At 42.0% G+C, this 18,953-nt stretch carries 18 protein-coding genes; 2 read left to right on the forward strand and 16 right to left on the reverse strand.

From position 1 onward, the window contains the following. Positions 1-18: 18 nt before the first annotated feature. The 16 genes from ABJL82_RS06340 to ribE all read right to left on the reverse strand — a co-directional run bounded on the left by ABJL82_RS06340 (position 19) and on the right by ribE (position 15,818). A complete protein-coding gene (locus ABJL82_RS06340) occupies positions 19-1,077 on the reverse strand; it encodes a PDDEXK nuclease domain-containing protein (RefSeq protein ID WP_347273889.1) in 1,059 nt (352 codons plus the stop codon). An 85-nt stretch (positions 1,078-1,162) separates the two neighbouring features. Continuing rightward, on the reverse strand, positions 1,163-1,399 hold the full coding sequence (locus ABJL82_RS06345) for an ATP-binding protein (RefSeq protein WP_347273890.1): 237 nt from the start codon (positions 1,397-1,399) through the stop codon (positions 1,163-1,165). A 59-nt stretch (positions 1,400-1,458) separates the two neighbouring features. Beyond that, on the reverse strand, positions 1,459-1,782 hold the full coding sequence (locus ABJL82_RS06350) for an RNA-directed DNA polymerase (protein WP_347273891.1): 324 nt from the start codon (positions 1,780-1,782) through the stop codon (positions 1,459-1,461). Further along, entirely contained in the window at positions 1,740-2,210 is a 471-nt protein-coding gene (locus ABJL82_RS06355) for a hypothetical protein (protein WP_347273892.1), read from the reverse strand. Before ABJL82_RS06355 ends, ABJL82_RS06350 begins: the two co-directional genes overlap by 43 nt. Positions 2,211-2,317: 107 nt before the next feature. Beyond that, positions 2,318-5,293 (reverse strand): type I restriction endonuclease subunit R, encoded by a 2,976-nt coding sequence (locus ABJL82_RS06360; RefSeq protein ID WP_347273893.1) that lies wholly within the window; start codon positions 5,291-5,293, stop codon positions 2,318-2,320. Positions 5,294-5,295: 2 nt separating this feature from the next. Further along, entirely contained in the window at positions 5,296-6,138 is an 843-nt protein-coding gene (gene dinD, locus ABJL82_RS06365) for a DNA damage-inducible protein D (protein WP_347273894.1), read from the reverse strand. Position 6,139: 1 nt separating this feature from the next. Further along, positions 6,140-7,288 (reverse strand): restriction endonuclease subunit S, encoded by a 1,149-nt coding sequence (locus ABJL82_RS06370; protein WP_347273895.1) that lies wholly within the window; start codon positions 7,286-7,288, stop codon positions 6,140-6,142. Next, on the reverse strand, positions 7,285-8,760 hold the full coding sequence (locus ABJL82_RS06375; RefSeq protein WP_347273896.1) for a class I SAM-dependent DNA methyltransferase: 1,476 nt from the start codon (positions 8,758-8,760) through the stop codon (positions 7,285-7,287). The genes ABJL82_RS06370 and ABJL82_RS06375 overlap by 4 nt, the downstream gene beginning before the upstream one ends. Before the next feature lie 198 nt (positions 8,761-8,958). Then, positions 8,959-9,180 (reverse strand): hypothetical protein, encoded by a 222-nt coding sequence (locus ABJL82_RS06380; RefSeq protein ID WP_347273897.1) that lies wholly within the window; start codon positions 9,178-9,180, stop codon positions 8,959-8,961. Between the two features lie 63 nt (positions 9,181-9,243). Continuing rightward, the gene (locus ABJL82_RS06385; RefSeq protein ID WP_347273898.1) at positions 9,244-9,561 is read right to left on the reverse strand and encodes a hypothetical protein; all 318 of its coding nucleotides are present in this window, start codon (positions 9,559-9,561) and stop codon (positions 9,244-9,246) included. Between the two features lie 63 nt (positions 9,562-9,624). Continuing rightward, positions 9,625-10,908, reverse strand: coding sequence for a [FeFe] hydrogenase H-cluster radical SAM maturase HydE (gene hydE / locus ABJL82_RS06390; RefSeq protein WP_347273899.1), 1,284 nt, complete (start codon positions 10,906-10,908; stop codon positions 9,625-9,627). Positions 10,909-11,098: 190 nt separating this feature from the next. Continuing rightward, a complete protein-coding gene (locus ABJL82_RS06395) occupies positions 11,099-11,722 on the reverse strand; it encodes a TIGR00730 family Rossman fold protein (protein ID WP_347273900.1) in 624 nt (207 codons plus the stop codon). 80 nt (positions 11,723-11,802) lie between these two features. After that, positions 11,803-12,531 (reverse strand): succinate dehydrogenase iron-sulfur subunit, encoded by a 729-nt coding sequence (locus tag ABJL82_RS06400; RefSeq protein WP_347273901.1) that lies wholly within the window; start codon positions 12,529-12,531, stop codon positions 11,803-11,805. Then, complete coding sequence (gene ftsY, locus ABJL82_RS06405; protein ID WP_347273944.1) at positions 12,528-13,493, reverse strand: signal recognition particle-docking protein FtsY; 966 nt, start codon at positions 13,491-13,493, stop codon at positions 12,528-12,530. The genes ABJL82_RS06400 and ftsY overlap by 4 nt, the downstream gene beginning before the upstream one ends. Positions 13,494-13,849: 356 nt before the next feature. Then, positions 13,850-15,118, reverse strand: a complete 1,269-nt coding sequence (gene nusB / locus ABJL82_RS06410) for a transcription antitermination factor NusB (protein WP_347273902.1) — start codon at positions 15,116-15,118, stop codon at positions 13,850-13,852. Between the two features lie 235 nt (positions 15,119-15,353). After that, entirely contained in the window at positions 15,354-15,818 is a 465-nt protein-coding gene (gene ribE / locus ABJL82_RS06415) for a 6,7-dimethyl-8-ribityllumazine synthase (RefSeq protein ID WP_347273903.1), read from the reverse strand. 257 nt (positions 15,819-16,075) lie between these two features. Here ribE and tatC point away from each other — a divergent pair, with 257 nt between their 5' ends. Both tatC and ABJL82_RS06425 read left to right on the forward strand, forming a co-directional pair. Further along, positions 16,076-17,416 carry a twin-arginine translocase subunit TatC gene (gene tatC, locus ABJL82_RS06420; RefSeq protein ID WP_347273904.1) on the forward strand — a complete coding sequence of 447 codons (1,341 nt, stop codon included), beginning with the start codon at positions 16,076-16,078 and terminating at the stop codon, positions 17,414-17,416. A gap of 97 nt (positions 17,417-17,513) precedes the next feature. Then, positions 17,514-18,938 (forward strand): hypothetical protein, encoded by a 1,425-nt coding sequence (locus tag ABJL82_RS06425; protein ID WP_347273905.1) that lies wholly within the window; start codon positions 17,514-17,516, stop codon positions 18,936-18,938. The last annotated feature ends 15 nt before the right edge of the window (positions 18,939-18,953 follow it).

Raw genomic sequence — 18,953 nt, forward strand, 5'->3', positions numbered from 1 at the left:
TTTTATCTGCCTCCGCGTTCATTCCCCCGCCTCCCTCCTCTTCTCCTCAATAAACTTTTGCATTTCCTCTTTCTTCGGCAGTTCGAGCTGATACTTGGACACGAAAAGGCCGTTATCCATACCTGCGAGGGCGTATTCCACAAGTGCGTGGTCTTTTTGAGTGCAAAGCAAAATGCCGACCGGCGGGTTGTCCCCGGCAGTCATCATGTTCTTCTTATACCAGCTCACATAGGTATTGAGTTGGCCGATGTTTTCGTGGCTGAATTCTTCCAGCTTAAGTTCCACAAGGACATGACATTTCAGAATTCTATGGTAAAAAACCATATCAACAAAATTATGGGTATCACCGATCAGAATGCGCTTTTGTCGGGACTCAAAACAGAAACCATGCCCTAGTTCCAGCAGGAACTCCTGAATCTTGTCCAGCAGTTGATCTTCCATTGCGGATTCGCTCATAACCTCTTTAGACTTCAGACCAAGGAACTCAAAAATATAGGGATCGCGGATATTCAGCTTAGGTTCTGACATTTCGGCTGCGGAATGCGCAAGTTCGGTAAGTCTTGCTTTATCCTTGGACAGCCCGGAGCGCTCATAGTAAAGGCTGTTGATCTGACGCTTGAGTTCCCGCACCGACCAGTTGCCTCGGATGCACTCAATTTCATAGAAAGCACGTTTTGTGTCATTGTCTATAGCAACCAGATTCTCGATATGCGTATAGGAAAGCCGTTGCAGAAGCATCTGTGGTTCAATACCGGAAAGTGCGGTCGCAGACCGCACTTTCCTCTCAATATCGGTTATTGCATCCGGGACAAGGTCGTGTAATTGTGCGGTCACTGACCGCACAATCTGAGGATAAATTTGATAGAAACGCAGATATTGATAAAGTTGTCGTTTGCCGCAAGCGCTTATATTGAGTTTTTCCTGTTCATCCGCCAGGCTTGCTAAAAGCTTATCGCCATATCCGGCCCTGTCTGCACCATGCATCTCAAATTCGGCAATGTATAGACCGATTATCCAGTTTCTTATTGTCAGACCTGATATTGACTGCTTTACAGGCTTGTGCCGACAGATAATCATGCACCTGCTGTATGGATGAGACAAGCCGGTCAAAGGTCATTTTATCTTTTCTATTCCTCATATCTTAACGCCGTATTTTTTATTGTCATTCATTTTCTACCCCAATTGCCTTGCCCTTATCATCAACGCCGATTATCAATCTTCCGCCGTCGGCGTTTGCAAATGCGAAGATTACCGTGAGATATTCATCCCGTTGGTTGGATTTGAACTCTATATTTTGCGATTCAACCGATTTTAAAGCCATAGTTCCTTTTACATTCCTTGCCTCATAATTTTGCCTTAATGTCAGAGCCGTGAGTTCAGATTTTACCCCTCTCCCCACACCTCTGCAATAATCCTCTCAATCACTTTTCGCCTCTTGCCTTAAAAGCCTCACGCCCTTTAATGCCATTTCTCTTTGTCAAGATTGGCAATGATTTTTTTATTAGAAACTTTTCTATCAATGCTTGACAATATAATTTCTGCAATTAAATCACTTAACGCGGAACCAACAGGTATACCATTCGTCCTCCCATCATTGGCATATTGAATTAAGCGGTCTATTTTGTTTCCTGTCAATAAACATTCATTATCTTTAAATGCCTCTTCCCGTCCATGAATTGCCCAACCTATACTGTGTGTATATACTGAATTATAAAAGTTTGTTATGTCGGCGCGAATAATCAAGCCTCTGCTACCATGTCTTTTTCTGCCATTTCTACCCATTCGTAAATCATTCTTCCAGAACGTAACCGGCTTAGTTTCCCACTCTCTTTGGCATTTACTGGAATTGGAAAGCTATATGAAAATATTTTTAAATCTGTATGAAAAAGATGGTCAATGATAGTATCCCAATCACTAATTATGCAATAAACAATATCGTGATAATTAAATGGGTGTTGAATACCGAATACTCTCGAAGTCAATAGCGTTTTGGGATATGAAATGTTAACTAAATTTCGTCTGGCTGGATCTCTTAAACATCTAATATAAGGCTTGTTTTTTAATTTAAAATTTGACACGCTAAATGAAGGGGGAAGCACATATTGCTCTGGATAATAACCGTCGTTCAACAACCAATGGGCAACATCGTCCTTTTCTAATGCCCTGGCAAGTTTTGCTGTAGCTTTGAAATGTTTTTCTGGTAAAGTCATTTTTTTCTTACTCTCCCCACACCTCCTCAATAATCTTTTCAACCCGCCTTTCCGCCTCCAGACAAAAGAGGCACATACCTCTCTGTAGGAGCAAGACGCCCAAAATATTAATAATACTCCTTAATATACTCATACGCCTTATTGAAAAGTTCTTCATCTTTAATCTTATATTTCACCCAAAGAATTTTTCTCAATTCTCTTTTCACTTCTTTTTCTCCGGTGGTTGAATTTTGCCAACCGTCAAAGCGGACTATTCGGACTATTTCATCAATGTCTGTAACAATTCGCTCCACAATAGCAGGCGTTTTGTCGGTTTTCATTTCAAGGAATAATTCTGTCAAAGCGGCTTTTGCATTTTTTTGCTCATCTTTGGCTTCGGTGTCTTTTTCTGCCTGCAAAGTTTCTTTTGCTATCTGGCAAAGTTCCTTGATGAACTCAATGGAGTTGATTAAACCTTTCTCCGCTTTATCCCTGATTTCTTCCAATCGTTCACTTAGTTCTTTGAATTTTAGAATGCCTTTGTGTTTTGCAAGCCGGCTTATTAAAATCTTGACCAGTTTCTGTGCCTGCTTCGGGTCTTTCTTATTTATCAAGTCGTCAATCACATCTGCATTCAGAATCATTTCTTCCATGTCGGTGGTGATTCCTGAAACTATAATGTGGTCGTGAATAAGTTTTGTTGTTTGTGCTCCTAATGCATGCCACAATAATCTTCCGTTGTCGCTTGAAGTTGGTTTCACCGACGTATAAACCTGCGAAAGCCATTTGTAATCATTCTGAAACTGATTCAACACTTCATCGGGTGAAAGCGCTTCCCAAAGTTTTGACAAGCTGCTGAAATCCACTGCAAAAGCATCTCTTTTTTCATTCGTGTTGATACAATCCTGTGCCGCTTGTAATCCTTCAAAACCGGAAACGCTTCTGTCAATGTTGAAGAAGTGAGACAAACATTTCTGAACTACTTCAGGAAGTTTATCTCTTAACTCCTGCAAGTTGGTGATGACTGCTTTTATTGTTTCCTCATCAAATGCCAGTGCTTTTGCCGTGTCGTCAAACACTCCGAAATAGTCAACTATTCTTCCAAAAGTTTTATTCGGAAACAAACGGTTGGTCCTGCAAATCGCCTGCAATAGTGTGTGGTCTTTTAGCGACTTGTCCAGATACATCGTTTGCAATATCGCAGAATCAAAACCTGTAAGAAGTTTTGCAGTGACGATTAAAAATTTCAACGGCGAATCCGGGTCGTTGAATTTCTCAACCACTTTTTCCTGTTTGTCTTTGTCCATTCCCCAACGTTGCCTGAATTCAAAATCGTCACTGGCAGAAGTGCTTATAACCACTTCACTGGCTTCTACCGGAAACCATTTATCCAATTCCTCTTTGTATTGAATGCAGGCAAAACGGTCGGGGGTAACAATCATGGCTTTTAACCCCTCCGGCTCAACATGCCGTGTGAAATGTTCGGCAATGTCTTTCACAATTGCTTTCACTCTTTCAGGAGATTTTAAAAACACATTCATGTTGGTTGCCTTTTGGCTCAATGTGTTTCTGTCTTCTTCGCTTAAATCGCTTGTGAGTTCTTTGAAAGCAATGTCTAAGTCCTCTTTGCGGATGTGATAATTAGGCAATCGTGGTTCAAAATGCAAAGGCAGCGTTGCATTATCTCTGATGCTTTCCTGAAAAGTGTAGCGGCTCATGTAACCTGCTGAGTCCTGGTCTGCGCCGAACGCCCAGAAAGTATTTTTATCGGCTTTATTGATGGGTGTTCCGGTCAGTCCGAAAAGAAAGGCGTTTGGCAATGCTACTCTCATTTTTCTGCCCAGATCACCTTCCTGTGTCCGGTGTGCTTCATCGACCATCACAATGATGTTGTCCCTCTTGTTCATGTCCGGGTAAGCATCCTGGAATTTGTGAATCATGGTAATAATGATTTTCCGTGAATCTTTTTCCAGCAAGTCGTGAAGTTCCTTAATGCTGTCGGTGGTAATCATGTTCGGAACTTCAGTAGAATTGAAAGTGGCTGTTATTTGAGTGTCCAAATCAATTCTGTCCACAACAATCAATACGGTGGGGTTTCCCAAATCCTGCTGCTTGCGTAGCTTTTGTGCTGCAAACAACATTAATAAAGATTTTCCCGAACCCTGAAAATGCCAGATCAAGCCTTTCTTTATTTTTCCTTCCTTTACACGCTGCACGATGACATTTGAACCTTCATATTGCTGATAACGGGAAACCACCTTTACTTTTTTCTTTTGATTGTTGGTTGCGTAAACGGTGTAATACTGCAAAATATCAAGGAGGGTAGAGGGTTTCAGAAGGTGCATTAATTGCATTGACACATCCTTTAATCCTGCGAACTGTTCCGGTCCATCTTTTGTATCTTCCAACCGCCAGGGTGTCCAGCATTCCAGAGGAGTGCGGACTGCCCCGATAAACAGTTCTTTTCCTTCAGTTGCAAACGAAAACACATTCGGCACAAAAAATTGTGGAATAGAGTTTTCGTAAGTTATATGAATATCATAAGCACCGTCTAACCAGCTCACGGCAGGACGAACAGGTGTTTTTGCTTCTCCTACAACTAAAGGAATACCATTTACAAAGCATACGATGTCAGGAATTTTTGTTTCTCTTGCACGAACAGGTAATTGATTGGTGAGAATGTATGTGTTGTTCTTTAAATTTTCAAAGTCAATGAGGCGAATGGGGGTGTGGTGATCGCCTTTTCCGAATGGCAAAGTAATTTCGCCTCTCAGCCATTTGCCAAATTCTTCGTTGGCGCGAACCAAACCAACATTGTTCACCGCAATGAGAATTGCACGGAGTTTATGAATCACTTCTTCGGCTCTTTCCGGTTGTGCAGCAATTTCGGGATTCAAACGGCACAATGCTTCGGTTAATTCTTTTTCCAGTAAAATATCATCACAGCTTCTTTGAAGCAATTCGCTTTGAACATATTTCCATTTTACCGTGTCGTACTCAACAGGGTTCTCTGCAACAATGCCGGATTGAACAGCGTTCAGGTTAACACCTGTGAGGCGGTGTATAATGAAATATTCAACGCTGTTTAGTTCGTTAAAGGACATAGTCACCCTTTTTTCTTTTTAACGTCTTTCAACAGTTTCTTTTCATCACCTTCCAGTTTACGCTGTAACTTTTTAACATCATCGGCAGGTGGCAAGGTTTCCGGTTTTACGCCGCGTTCAATCAACATTTTACGGACGGCTCTGTTGTTTTCGACATGTTCGCCTGATATCCGAATTTCGCCGGTTAAATCTTTTTCGATTACGTTATGGCTCGTGAGTTCGGTTGCAAAATCTTTGGCTTTTATTGTCAGTGTTGGCAAAAAATCCGCCAAAGGCCTGCTGTTTGGCACATTAAGTTTTAGCTTCATTTCATTGGTAGAATATCCGCCAAATAAAGCTTTGTCACCTTTGGAGCGGATGACGGCAAAGCCTTTGTCATCCACACCACGCTCATAGATAATGCCGGATAATTTCTTTTCTGATTTGGATAATTTATCGCGTGCCGTAATGCGATCCACATCCAGCAGCCGTTGTTCGATAACTTCCTGTTTACGGGTTTGAACAGCAAAATATGTCTGTGCAAAAGATATTTCATTCTTGGATGAGTCGCCATTTTGTGCAATCAGGTAACACGCATATCGCGTGAGAGCCATATCATCAACTTCTCTTTGCCCTCCCTTGCCAATCTCTATCATTTTGTTAACGTCAACAAAATGATCCGTTACAACAATACCAGTGTTTTCACATGCAGTCTTTGCTTTATCCACTACCTTTAAAAAATTCCGCCATTCGGTATAACCTAGAATCTCCTGCAACTCGCGCGCACTCCAGCATTCAATTCCTTCGTAAAGATAGCAAGTTTTCTCAAACTTTTGAAACAACGCACCAATGAGTTCTTTTTTCATATCAACCTACCAGTATTTCGTTCAGCAATTTCTTTTTTAAATTCTTCAGTGTCAGTTTTTGGGCTTTGATTTGATCTAATGTTATTTGGAGTTGTTGAAACACTTCCACAATTTTTTCCTGTGTTTTTAAATTGGGAATAGCAACTTCAAATGTTGATACATCTTTCCATTTTGTTCTTGGAGAGAGAGAACCAGCCGAAGTGCTGACCGCATGTTGAATAAATGCTTCTGCTGATGCGTAAAATGGAAGCAATTCAGAGAGCATCACTTTTTCTTTTGCCCTCAATACCAGAATATCACCCGAACAGATTCCGTCAAAGTCTGCAATAGCAACTTTTTTCAAATATGCCCTGCGTTTGCCGAACAATACATCGCCTTTTGTAAATCTCTTGGTGAAAGTTGTTCCGTCTGCAATATTGCCCCAAGTTGAAATTTTGAGATTTTCCTGCCCAATATTTTCCAAGCCGACAAAACGACTAACATAATTTTTATGTTTATCATGTTGCTCAATGCAGTCAGCAATTTGTCCAAAAGTTGTTGCATTACAATTTTTATTGTTCAACAAATTTCCGAACGATGGTTGATTGCTTGCCAAACCATTGCTCAAAGTTTTTTGCAAAGCTTTTAAATTCTTCTCCTGCTGTTCGGCTTGTTCAATGGCGGTTTCTATACTTCGAAATAATTCGGCAATTTGAGCTTGTTCTGAAAGAGGGGGAAGGGGGAATTTGTAAGCAGAAACATATTGCCATTTAGTTCTTGGCATTGTAGTTCCGATTGAAGTATCAATTGCATTTTGGAAAAAACTGCTTGTTGATAAAACAAATGGCAATAATTCTTGCCTCAATTTTTCTTCGTCCTTTGTTCTTAAAACTAAAATATCGCCTGAACACAAACCATCAAATGGAGCAATTGAAACTTTCTTAAGATATGCTCTGATTTTTCCAAAGAGTACATCCCCTTTTCTAAAAATTTTATTGAAAGTTACTCCATCATCTATATTCCCGTAATTATTTACTTTTAAGTTTTCTGATTCAATGTGTTCAAAACCAATATAATTTTCTAAACCTTTTTCATGAGGGTTCTGCGTTGTAATTTTAAGTTCATTTACAACTTCACCGAGGGAAACCAGCTTCCAATTATTATTTCTCATTTTATTCCTAATGTTTGTAACTTCTCGAAAAGATTTTCAATTGTTTGATTCAAAAGCTTTTGATTCTCCTTCACTGATGAAACCAAAATTTCAATATCATGTTCGTGGTTATTCAAATTATATGATTTCACATAAAGAGGAATGGTAAGGTTTCCACTGTTGCTTAACACATCTTCCTTGCACATTACCTTCGCAAAGCCGTTAACGTCTTTTAACTTTTTATAAACATCGTGAATTTTTTTTATATTCTGCGATTCAAGCCAAGCATTGCTTCTTTCTATTCTCACTTCATTCACGGCATTGATAAAAACTATTTTTCCTTTCCTCTCTTTCGGTTTCTTCATCCGGCAAACCAGCAGACAGCTTTCCATGCTGCTGTTGTAAAACAGATTTTTGCCTAAGCCTATTACGGCGTCTACCAAATCGGCTTCAATCATTTTTTTACGCAACTCACTTTCTGCATCACGAAATAAAACTCCGTGTGGCCAAAGCACCACGCATCTGCCTGTGTCGGGTTTCAAACTTTTAATTATGTGCTGCTGAAAGGCGTAATCTGCGCAACCCTGGGGTGGTGTTCCCCAAATGTTTCTGCCCCATTGGTCATTCATCCACTTTTGTTGGTTCCAGCGCTTTACGCTGTAAGGCGGATTTGCCATAATTACATCAAATTTACGCAATTCATCATTTTCTAATAGCTGTGGATTGTCTAGGGTATCGCCCTGCACGATCTGAAACTCGTCAACATTGTGCATGAACATATTCATCCGTGCAATGGCAGAGGTAATCAGGTTCAGCTCCTGTCCGTAAAGTTTCAGTGTCCGGTATTCTTTCTTCTGCTCTTTGAGATGCAAAGCGCTGTTGAGCAGGATGCCCCCGCTTCCGCAGGTCGGGTCATACACGCTTTCGCCAGGTTGCGGGTAGGTAATCATGGTCATGAGTTTTACAACGGTGCGGTTGGTGTAAAACTCGGCCGCGGTGTGTCCACTGTCGTCAGCAAATTTTTTAATGAGATATTCGTATCCCTCGCCCATAATGTCGTGGGGCACATTTTTCACGCTTAAATCCATTTTTGAAAAATGCTCAATCAGGTCTAAGAGTTTCTCATCGCTCAGGCGTTTTTTGTTTGTCCATTGCGCGTCGCCAAAAATGTCGTGCAGTTGTTCAAAATTTGTTTTTTCAATTTTTCGTAAAGCATTCTGCAAATGCTTACCTATATCAACTGTCTTGCTTCTAATGTCTTTCCAGTGACACCCATCCGGAATGTCAAACCAGTGTTGCTCACGGAATTTGGCATAATCCATATCACCGCCACTTTCTTCCATAGCATTTCTAAATTCCTCATCCCAAACATCAGAGATGCGTTTGAAAAACAGTAATGGAAAAATGTATTGCTTAAAATCAGCCGCATCAATCATTCCTCTCAGAATGTTGGCTGCCCCCCAGAGATAGTCTTCAAGTTGTTTTTTAGTCATGTTATAAAATCGTATCAACAGTCAAGTCTGATCGTTTGTTGTCTCTATTCTTTTGTCAATCTTTTCAGAACCTTTCAATCTGTATCAGCCGCTTCGTTGGTCCGAGCATGGTTGCTTATCGAATAACCTTGTGCTGATTTTTGCCATTCAATTAGCGCGTCAATAAACTTCTTTGCTGATTTTGACCTTCTTGCATGTTTATCTGAATGCATCAAATCCTTTCAGATAATCGTCATAATCTATGGGGGATTCAACTCCGAATTCTGACAATACATCTATTGTCTCGCTTACCGAAAGTTCAAGCTTTTCTGCCAGACTGCTTAATGACAGCTTGCCCCCCCTGTAAAGCTTTATCATCAGGAATTCCCATCCGTAATCTATCAATTCCCTCGCAACTGTGGATTTATCCTTATGTTCCATTTCAGACAATTCGTTGATTCGCTTTATTTCCCCTGTCTTTCAGTCTTAAGCTTATTACCGACATTATTTGACTCCTTTCAGCCTTTTCGTAGCATCATCTATTATTCTTTTACTGTATCGTCCGAATACAGATAGTTTCTCAAGTTTCACGATTGCCATTTCTTTATCAATTTTCTTTTTTTCTGCAATATTTACTAAAAAGTGTATTGCTGTTGTATATTGAATGTTCAGTATCTTACACGCTTTTATAGTCAGCAAGTCATCCACTGCGAGCGATAATTGTCTCTTTAATGCAACCGCAAGAGATTCAGCCTCGCCGACGTGGATTCTGAAATCTCTGCACAACGTGCCAACGGCTTCCTTTTCTCCATCTCCATTCATTTGTCAATCTCTCAATAATCTTCAATCCGTTTATGTAGGCTGGTGGTTCTCGACACGATATTGTTATTTAAACGCCTCCGCCATCTTTTTCTCAAGCATCTTGTAGCTCAGTGCTTCTTTATAGAGTCCGTATTTTTCCCAAATCTCTTCTTTCCCGTGATACTTATTTGGATATATCCTGTAGTCGCCCCTGTATTTTTCAGGCGTTAGATTGAACATTAAGGAATTTGCGCCGGAAGAAAGGCCGAGCTTCCTCCCCTCTTCGCTTTCAATTGTTTCAAGGGCGGTAGTTACAGGTATCTTTGCCTTTGGCATCAGCAATCTTGAAACGGCGGTTACCTTGAGTGTCATCGTTGCGCTGCCGGGAGGATGCAAAGCCATAGGAGTGGCGTCTGAAGGTATGAACGGACCTGCGGTCACCATGTTTGCGCCAATGGATTTAATAGTTATTATATCATCCGCTATATGCTCAACCGTCTGTCCCGGCAGTCCGATGAGAAACCCTGTGGCAATAAAGTAACCCATCTTCTTCATTTCCATGAGTAGCGCAATCCTTTTTTCGTATGACTGCCCGGGATGGATTGAGTTATAGAGCGCCTTGTTGGAGGTTTCAAAACGGAAGAGAACGCCGTTTGCCCCGGCATCTTTCATTTTTCTGTAACCTTCTGGCGTTCGTTCCCCAACGCTCATAAAGATAAAAACCTTACACTTCTCCTTTATTTTTCTGATGATTCCGGACAGTATATCGTCGGTATAGGATAAGTCGTCGCCTGACTGGAGAACTATAAGTTTATATCCGCGGCGGTTTACGGCGTCATACACGGAGCTTATTATCTCATCCGGCGTCATCCTGTAACGCCGGACGTCTTTTGAGTCCCTTCTGAGTCCGCAGTAAAGGCAGTTCCTGACACAATAATTTGAAAACTCTACTATGCCGTGTATGCAGAAAAAATCCCTCAGCCTTGCCTGTCTTATGGTATTTGCCTCTGAAAACAGGGCGGTCATCTCCGCATCCTCGCTGGCGCTGAGAAGCCTTATTATTTCTTCGCGCTTGAGTTCTCTGGTGTGGCATGCCTTGAGTATTTCCAGAAATGCACCATCGAGCATGGCAATATCAATATGACTCTTTGGTTCAAGGAGTTCCAGTATTTCCCTTGCATCGTCTTCGCTTATTTTTTCCACTGCCGTATCAGAGGCGTAAAGAACCCAGTCACCGGCATGGACGTCAGTAAGCAATGCGATTATCGATCTTTCGCCTTTTGAATCACGAATAGTAATTCTTCTTGCAGGCAAATTATCTGGTGAATCTTCAACGAATAGTACTTTTGCAGGAATGGTAAGGCACATAACAATACCTCTTTTTTTGCAACATTTTAGATTTTTGAAAAAGTAGGGGCGAAGCATTTGCCCGTTTGGGTATGGACGCATTCATAACAATTTATAGCAAATGCTTCGCCCCTACACGCTACACTATGCGGAAAACATCGCTATTATTGGACTTTTTCAAAAAACTAAAATGTTGCAAGAGTTCTCTTTTTTAACTCTCTTTCCAATCTATCAATTTACCAGACGGCGGAAGGTGTTTTTTTTGAATAAGCATCTGTAAAAGTTCATCAGGGTTGTCCGACCGCAGAATTAACTGTCCATGTTCCGGTCTTGCGAAGCGTTCATTGATAACATGGTCTATAAATTGCAATAACAGGTCAAAATATCCTTCCACGTTGAGTATGCCGATCGGTTTTGCGTGCAATTCCAACTGAGACCATGTGACGATCTCAAAAAATTCGTCCATCGTGCCACATCCGCCCGGCATAGCGATAAAGGCGTCGGATAACTGCACCATCAGCGCCTTTCGCTCGTGCATGCTGGCGACTTCGTGAAATTCCGTAAGGTCACGGCGAACAATTTCCCTGGAGAAGAGCGCCTTCGGTATTACCCCGATAACCTCTCCCTTTTCGCGCATAACTGTTTCCGCAATAACTCCCATAAGCCCGACACTGCCTCCCCCGTATACAAGCCCAATGCCGCGGGCGGTTAGTGCCTTTCCCAATTTTTTTGCCGCATCCTTATATGCGGGACGTTGTCCGCTGTTTGACCCGCAAAATACGCAAATACGTTTTACGGGAATATTGTTTTCCCTGGCCATTGAATTTCTGTTCATTGTGAAAAGAGTTTTTCTAGCAATTTAGTATTTTGAAAAATTCCAACAAGTGTAAGGGCGAAGCATTTGCTATAAGTTGTTCAACTTCTACTTCTTATCCTGTCTTTTACAATTTCTTTTTTCAGGCTTGTGATAGAACCGGTAGGATTCAGGTCTTTCGGACATACTTCCTGGCAATTGAACACCGAATGGCAGCGCCATACGCCGTTTTCACTGTTTACAATAGCCAGCCGCTCCTGCCGTGCTCCGTCCCGGCTGTCGGAAACAAATCTGTCTATATTGAGAAAGGACATCGGCCCCAGATAATCTTCATGCATCGCTGTTATTGGACAGGAAGAGTGGCAGCATGCACATAATATGCAGTCTATTAACCCATTTAGTTTCACTCTTTCATCCGTACTCTGTATTTGTTCCCCCTCAGAGGGCAACGGCCTTCCGGGCATGAGGTATGGTTTTATCTGCTCGTACTTTTCCCAAAAGGGTTTCATATCGACAAAGAGGTCTTTTTGTATTGCCATGTGGGCGAGGGGGCGAATGGTAACCGTCTTTGTATTCAGTTTGGAAATCAGGGTATTACAGGCAAGCCGGTATTTCCCGTTGATATGCATGGCGCATGAACCGCAAACGGCAGCGCGGCAGGACGACCGAAAGGCGAGAGAATGATCCATATGCTGCTGAATGTAAACAAGCCCTTCCAGCACCGTGAGATCTTTTCTCGTAAACGGTATTTCATATTTTTGGAAATATGCTTCCTTATCGCTGGCCGGATTAAACCGGAAGATATTAAAGGAAATGGTATCGTTTGTCATTGTTCTAATAAGGTTTCTACAAACAAGTCCGGGTTGAATCTTTCAATATCGTCCGCCTGTTCTCCAAGCCCGACAAATTTAACAGGGATTTCTGTTTCATTACACATGCCAAGCACTATGCCGCCTTTTGCCGTACCGTCCAGTTTTGCCAGAAATATTCCGGTGACGTCCACGGCCTCCCTGAACATCCTGGCCTGTGAAATAGCATTTTGCCCGGTAGTTGCGTCAAGCACCAGTAATACCTCGTGTGGTGCGCCGGGCATTTTTTTTGTAATAACCCGCTTTATTTTTATAAGTTCTTTCATCAGATTATCGTGGGTATGGAGACGTCCTGCGGTGTCAACGATTAAAACATCAACGCCGCGGGCGATGCTTGCTTCCATGGCGTCGTAAGCGACAGCGGCGGGGTCAGAACCCGTTTGATGCTTTACAATATCTGCCCCGATGCGTTTGCACCAGATATCCAGTTGGTCTACTGCCGCTGCCCGGAAAGTATCGCCTGCGGCAAGCATTACCTTTTTGCCTTCCTTCATAAAAAAACTCGCGAGCTTCGCGATGGAGGTAGTTTTGCCCACCCCGTTAACGCCAACTACCATAATGACGGTAGGCCTCTTATCTGCATATTGAATATCCGTCTGCCACGAACGCAAACCGTCCTTCAGGCGTTCTTTGATAAAATCATTTATTTGTGAAGTTTCGGTAATTGTTTTCTCTTTCCATGCCTCGTGTATTTCTTCGATAAGTTTTTGTACCGGACGCACCCCTATATCCGCTCCAATGAGAATATCTTCCAATTCTTCAAGAGCTGATTCGTCGATGCCTTTTCTGAATGATAAAAAATCTTTTAAACGCAGCCAAAACCGGCCCCGCGTCTTTTCGAGCCCTTTTTTTAACTTGCTCGGCACAGCAACGGGTTCTTTTTTTACAACGGGTTTCTCTTTTATTTCCTCAATAACCGGTATCTCTTTTGGAACAACAAGTTCTTCCGGTGGTGCTTTCTCCAGAACGGACGGTTCAAACGGGACGAAAACCGGCTTCCGCGGGGGCGCTTCTTCCACAACGGCTGTTTCAACATGAACTTGCATTTCCACCGCCACTTGTTCCACAAGAACATGCGCCTGATCAAAAGGCACCAGCCGTATATTGCCGTCTTCTTCAACAACAACCTTTTTTCTAGGTTCAACGGTGTAGTTTACAATGCGGTACCAAAGGCTCTTTTTGATCTTTTGAATGCCGTTTTTTACTTCAGTCTTTTGTGTTTTTCCCATGTATTCCTATCCTGTTTTATTTTTTTGTATTTTCAAATGTTAAAAAAATTTCAATTATTGCTGCATCGCTGTTTCAACAGTTTCACAAGGTTGCCCGGTATAGAAATTTTTGCTATCGGAGTGTCAACCTTTCTTTTTCCGTGAAAGTCGGAACCGCCGGTTGCCACAAGGTCATATTTTTTTGCGAGTTTGAGGTATTTCTCCACGGTAGCTTTTGTATATGCAGGGTAGTATACTTCTATTCCCTGCAAACCATACCTTACAAGGTCTTCAATGAAATTGTCCCGTTGTGTAAGTCCCGGATGGGCAAGCACCGGAGCCCCTTTCGCTTCTCTTATCAGCTCTATTGCCTCTTGTGGAGTTAAGGTTTTTTTAGGAACATATGCGGGCGCTTTATCACCAATGTATTTATAAAATGCATCCACTAATGTACCGGTATATCCGTTGCGCCAGATTACTTCTGCTAAATGCATACGTCCGGGGGAGCCTTCCCCTGCAAGATCAAACACTTCACCCGGATTGATCTCTACCTGAAGCCCGTGCAGTTTTTCCACCATTTTGTAAATACGTTCAATTCTGTCTTCACGCGCCTTTTTCATTAATTCATTTAATGCATCATTATGAATATCAATAAAATAACCTAAAATATGTATTTCTGAAGGGTCCAGAAATGCGGAAATTTCTATGGCGGGAATAATGTGCAATTTTTTCCCGTTATTGTATTTGTCCGCCCTCAAAAATCCCTGAATAGTATCATGATCGGTAATGGCAATTGCAGATAAACCCAGTCGTATGGCTTCATCAACAACCTCTTCCGGCGTTGCAGTGCCATCGGAGAAATTTGTGTGTATATGTAAGTCGGAAATGCCAAAATCAGGGCATTTTTCCTCTTTTATCGTGTCTTTCTGTTTTCCGTTTTTCAGCCAATTGTATACTTTATCTAAAATACCATTAACAAACATCCCGGAATCTTTGGCGCCGAATTTTTTGGCAAGTTCTATTGCTTCATTAATAGAAACCTTTGGGGGGATATCATCTCTATAGACCAACTCATACACGCCAAGTCTCAGGATGTTCTTGTCAATGACGGCCATCCGGTGCAAATCCCAGTTTTCCGCGGAAAGCGAAATTTTTTCATCGATCTCTTTTATATGAGATCTGCAGCCCGTGACAAGCAACAAGGCAAACTTATATATATCAGGCTTTTCCGCATTCTGCCGGCAGAATTCATCTATTTCCGGTTCCGCTTCGTCTCCGCGTAAATCGAGCTGATACAATGCTTTAATTGCAAGCTCTCGGGCAATTGTTCTGTTGCGCATATAATACTTTCAGACTTAAAAAAAATTAACATATTTAATGAAGAATAATGATGTGCCTCTGTATGATAAACCACGGAAGAATCGATAGTTGTACAAATGGTAGCATGTGGGATTATTATCAATAATCGCCCTGTGGCAGTATGAAAATACGGTACTTTTTTACATCGAGTCGTCTGGTGGGAGAAGTGTTGAAAAAGGGATAACGCGTAATGTTTGTTACCGGTTTTACACCGGTTTATATTTGACCAAAGAGATTCACCATTTCTATTGCCGATAAAGCGGCCTCTGTGCCTTTATTTCCTGTTTTTGCACCAGCACGGTCGATTGCCTGCTCTAACGTTTCTGTTGTAATAATGCCATAGATGACCGGCACTCCGGAGGACAAACCAATCTGCGTAATGCCTTTTGCTGATTCACTGGCAACAAAATCAAAGTGGGGCGTTTCGCCGCGAATAATTGCTCCAAGGCAAATAACGGCATCGTATTTCCCTTTTTGTATAACCTTTTGTGCGGTAATTGGAATCTCGTAAGCGCCTGGTACCCAAAAAACACCAATATCCTCTTCTTTTACCCCATGTCTTACAAGACCATCTATCGCGCCTTCCAGTAAACGTTTTGTAATGAAACTGTTGTATCGGCTAACGATAATCCCAAAAGTCCTGCCCGTACCGATTAGTTTTCCCTGATATTCAACTCCCATAAATGATTCCTTTGGAATTCACTAAAAATATGAATAAGGTTGAGATAAAAGTAAAGACCAAAAACGCTATTTTAAAGGTAGGATGTTAACATATACAAAAAAATCTTTCAAGGCTTTTCCTTTTTAATAAAGCAACCTATTGCACTTATTGAGGTGTTAATTGTTCCTTGTAATTTCTGAAATATCGATGTATTATGAAACTCTTTATTTTATTAGAAAACGAGTAGCCTCGCAGAGAAATAGTTATAAGGTTTTGTGTGGATATAAAAGAGGAAGAGCACAAGAAAATTGAAGACGCCAGGATGCCGTTAGGCTCGCATTTGGAAGAATTGCGGCGTAGAGTCTTTTATTCTATTATCGCAATTATTTTCTGTTTTATATTATGCTGGGTCTTTAAGCTGCACATTTTGGATATAGTAAAACGGCCTCATGGCATTGCTATGCATAAACTGGGGCTTTCCACCGAATTGCAAGTGCTGAGCTATCAGGAAGGTTTTTACGCATACATGAAGCTGTGTTTTATCAGCGCCATTTTTTTAATGTATCCCCTTATAATTTATCAGGCATGGAGATTTGTCAGCGCGGGGCTGTATATGAAGGAAAAAAGGTACATTCTCGTTTTTTTCCCTGTTTCATACATTGCCTTCGTTATGGGTGGGCTTTTCGGATATTATTTATTAATCCCCTTTGGTTTGCAATTTTTAATAAGCATCCTTGGTCCCGGCATTCAACCCATCATTACGATGCAACAATATGTGTCGTTTGTTTTCCTGCTGACGGTCGCGCTTGGGCTGGTATTTCAACTCCCTCTCATAATGCTGCTTTTGTCAAAAATAGGATTCGTATCTGCGGATAACTTTATCAAGTGGAGAAAATATTCAATCCTTGTTATTTTTATTATTGCCGCCATAGTAACGCCGCCAGACCCTTTTACCCAGACAATGACAGCCGCCCCAATGATCCTGTTGTATGAATTGGGGATACTTGTGGCAAAACCAACAAAAAAGGGGTTTATTTTACTTGGTATGGTTGTAGGGCTTGGCATTGTCGCCATCGCGGCAGCATATTTTTATTTTACCCATACACGAGGAATGATAGACCTTTCCCGCGTCTATGGAAATATGCAATTACAAAAGGCCGAAGACCAGAACTGGAAAAAGGTATCCTCTGTTGACCGCTTGCATAGCGGCGTTGCTCTCAAAACCGGAGACGGAGAGAAGTCTTCATTTTCGACGAAAAATGGGATTGGCGTAAACATGGATTCGAATACTGAAATGTGCTTTATTGATCCATGGAAAATTAATCTCCAAAAAGGGCAGATGTTTCTCTCCCTTACAAACCTGAAAAAAAATCTGGAAATTCTTACCCCAAATGGAAAGATTGTGACAAATAACGGCATTTTTAATGTCCGGATAACGGATTATGCCACTATTGTTACTGCGGTAAAGGGAGAAGCCACATTAATGCTGGAAGGTGAAACAAAAAAATTGCTTGAAGGCAGACAACGCAAAATGGCTGCCGGGGGAGAACCCGTGGATATTCATTCCGTAATTGATTGGTCTGAAGGCGTCATAACGGATGTACAGGGTAAAGAATAAAACAGCGTAACTCATCAACTTATTGAGAAGTTACAAAACAGAATTCTTATGCCGTTTTTGTATAGATAAACATTGAAGTTAGTTGAAAGGGATTGAAATGTATAAATCAGTAAAACTGCAAAAATGCCTGGCAGCATATATTGCTGTACTATTTTCTTCCATACTACTTTTTCAAAACCTTGGCGTAGCCGCATGGTCGGCCAATCCTCTTGAGAATACGGCGATTTGTACTGCGAAGGGACAGCAAAGCGCAATTCAGGCGATAAGCGACGGTGCAGGCGGCGCCATTATCGTATGGGAAGATACCCGTAATGTTCATTTTGATATTTTTGCCCAGCGAATTGACGTGAAGGGAAATGTGCTGTGGCAGAAAAATGGCGTGCCTGTGTGTTTGGCAGAAGAAAACCAGAGGCAGCCGAAAATTATCAGCGACGGTGCAGGCGGTGTTATTATTACATGGCACGATTTGCGTAGCGGGATCAGTAACAGTGATATTTATGCGCAAAGAATTGATGCAAACGGAAATCCCCTGTGGAAACCGGATGGAATCACGATATGTAATGAAATTAACGAGCAAGACAGCCCGTGCATCGTTACGGACGGAGCAGGCGGCGCCATTATCATATGGCAGGATACCAGGACAAATTATGATGATTTGTATGCACAGAGAATCAATCACAATGGTGAGATATTGTGGAAAGAGAATGGCGTTCCTGTTTGTCTGGTATATGGGTCTCAAAGCGCGCCCGTTGCCATAGATGACGGACACGGCGGCGCTATTATCGTGTGGCAGGATTTCAGGAAAACCTTTGCCGATCTCTATGCCCAGCGAATCGACGGCAGCGGCAGTATTTTGTGGGACAGAGCAGGCGTTAGTGTATGCGGCGCAAGGGGACACGAGAGCTATCCCGTTATCACTGGTAACGGCGCGGAAGGCGCAATCATTGCCTGGATGGATATGCGAAATGATAATACCGATATTTTTGCGCAACAATTGGATGGAAATGGCGACGTCGTATGGGAGACAGACGGCATTCCCATTTCAATAGCAGAGGGAAAGCAGGATTATCCGGTGATTGTAACGGATGGCACAGGCGGCGCTATTATTGCATGGTGGGATTTGCGCAGCGGAAAGTATGATGTTTATGCACAACGCGTTGACCTTGAAGGAAATACCTTGTGGAAGGACGACGGATTGCCTGTATGTATTGAAGCCGGCATTCAGAATTGTGTCGCAATCACCGGTGATGGCGCAGGCGGCGCTATTTTATCATGGAACGATAATCGATCTTCATCATTTGATATTTATGCACAAAAAATTGATTCCGGCGGCAATTCCCTTTGGAACAACAACGGTGCGCTGGTGAGCGCTGCAGAGGATACACAATGTTATTCAGCTATTGTTGGTGACGGAAATAGTGGCGCAATCATTGTATGGCAAGATGAACGTAACACGGATAAGAGTTATTGGGATATCTATTCCCAGAAAATTAATGCGGCAGGATTATTGGGGGCGCAATAATTTTTTGGTAAGTTG

Source organism: Candidatus Kuenenia sp. (assembly GCF_039794105.1).
Lineage (GTDB): Bacteria > Planctomycetota > Brocadiia > Brocadiales > Brocadiaceae > Kuenenia.

Coding starts and splice junctions, on each gene's coding strand:
- nusB (WP_347273902.1), bottom strand. CDS start 15,118: ATGCGCAACAGAACAATTGCCCGAGAGCTTGCAATTAAAGCATTGTAT.
- hydE (WP_347273899.1), bottom strand. CDS start 10,908: ATGTGCCTTACCATTCCTGCAAAAGTACTATTCGTTGAAGATTCACCA.
- ABJL82_RS06385 (WP_347273898.1), bottom strand. CDS start 9,561: ATGAATGGAGATGGAGAAAAGGAAGCCGTTGGCACGTTGTGCAGAGAT.
- ribE (WP_347273903.1), bottom strand. CDS start 15,818: ATGGGAGTTGAATATCAGGGAAAACTAATCGGTACGGGCAGGACTTTT.
- ABJL82_RS06425 (WP_347273905.1), top strand. CDS start 17,514: ATGTATAAATCAGTAAAACTGCAAAAATGCCTGGCAGCATATATTGCT.
- ABJL82_RS06340 (WP_347273889.1), bottom strand. CDS start 1,077: ATGATTATCTGTCGGCACAAGCCTGTAAAGCAGTCAATATCAGGTCTG.
- ABJL82_RS06350 (WP_347273891.1), bottom strand. CDS start 1,782: ATGGGTAGAAATGGCAGAAAAAGACATGGTAGCAGAGGCTTGATTATT.
- ABJL82_RS06375 (WP_347273896.1), bottom strand. CDS start 8,760: ATGACTAAAAAACAACTTGAAGACTATCTCTGGGGGGCAGCCAACATT.
- ABJL82_RS06380 (WP_347273897.1), bottom strand. CDS start 9,180: ATGGAACATAAGGATAAATCCACAGTTGCGAGGGAATTGATAGATTAC.
- ABJL82_RS06370 (WP_347273895.1), bottom strand. CDS start 7,288: ATGAGAAATAATAATTGGAAGCTGGTTTCCCTCGGTGAAGTTGTAAAT.
- ABJL82_RS06395 (WP_347273900.1), bottom strand. CDS start 11,722: ATGAACAGAAATTCAATGGCCAGGGAAAACAATATTCCCGTAAAACGT.
- ABJL82_RS06355 (WP_347273892.1), bottom strand. CDS start 2,210: ATGACTTTACCAGAAAAACATTTCAAAGCTACAGCAAAACTTGCCAGG.
- dinD (WP_347273894.1), bottom strand. CDS start 6,138: ATGAAAAAAGAACTCATTGGTGCGTTGTTTCAAAAGTTTGAGAAAACT.
- ABJL82_RS06400 (WP_347273901.1), bottom strand. CDS start 12,531: ATGACAAACGATACCATTTCCTTTAATATCTTCCGGTTTAATCCGGCC.
- ABJL82_RS06360 (WP_347273893.1), bottom strand. CDS start 5,293: ATGTCCTTTAACGAACTAAACAGCGTTGAATATTTCATTATACACCGC.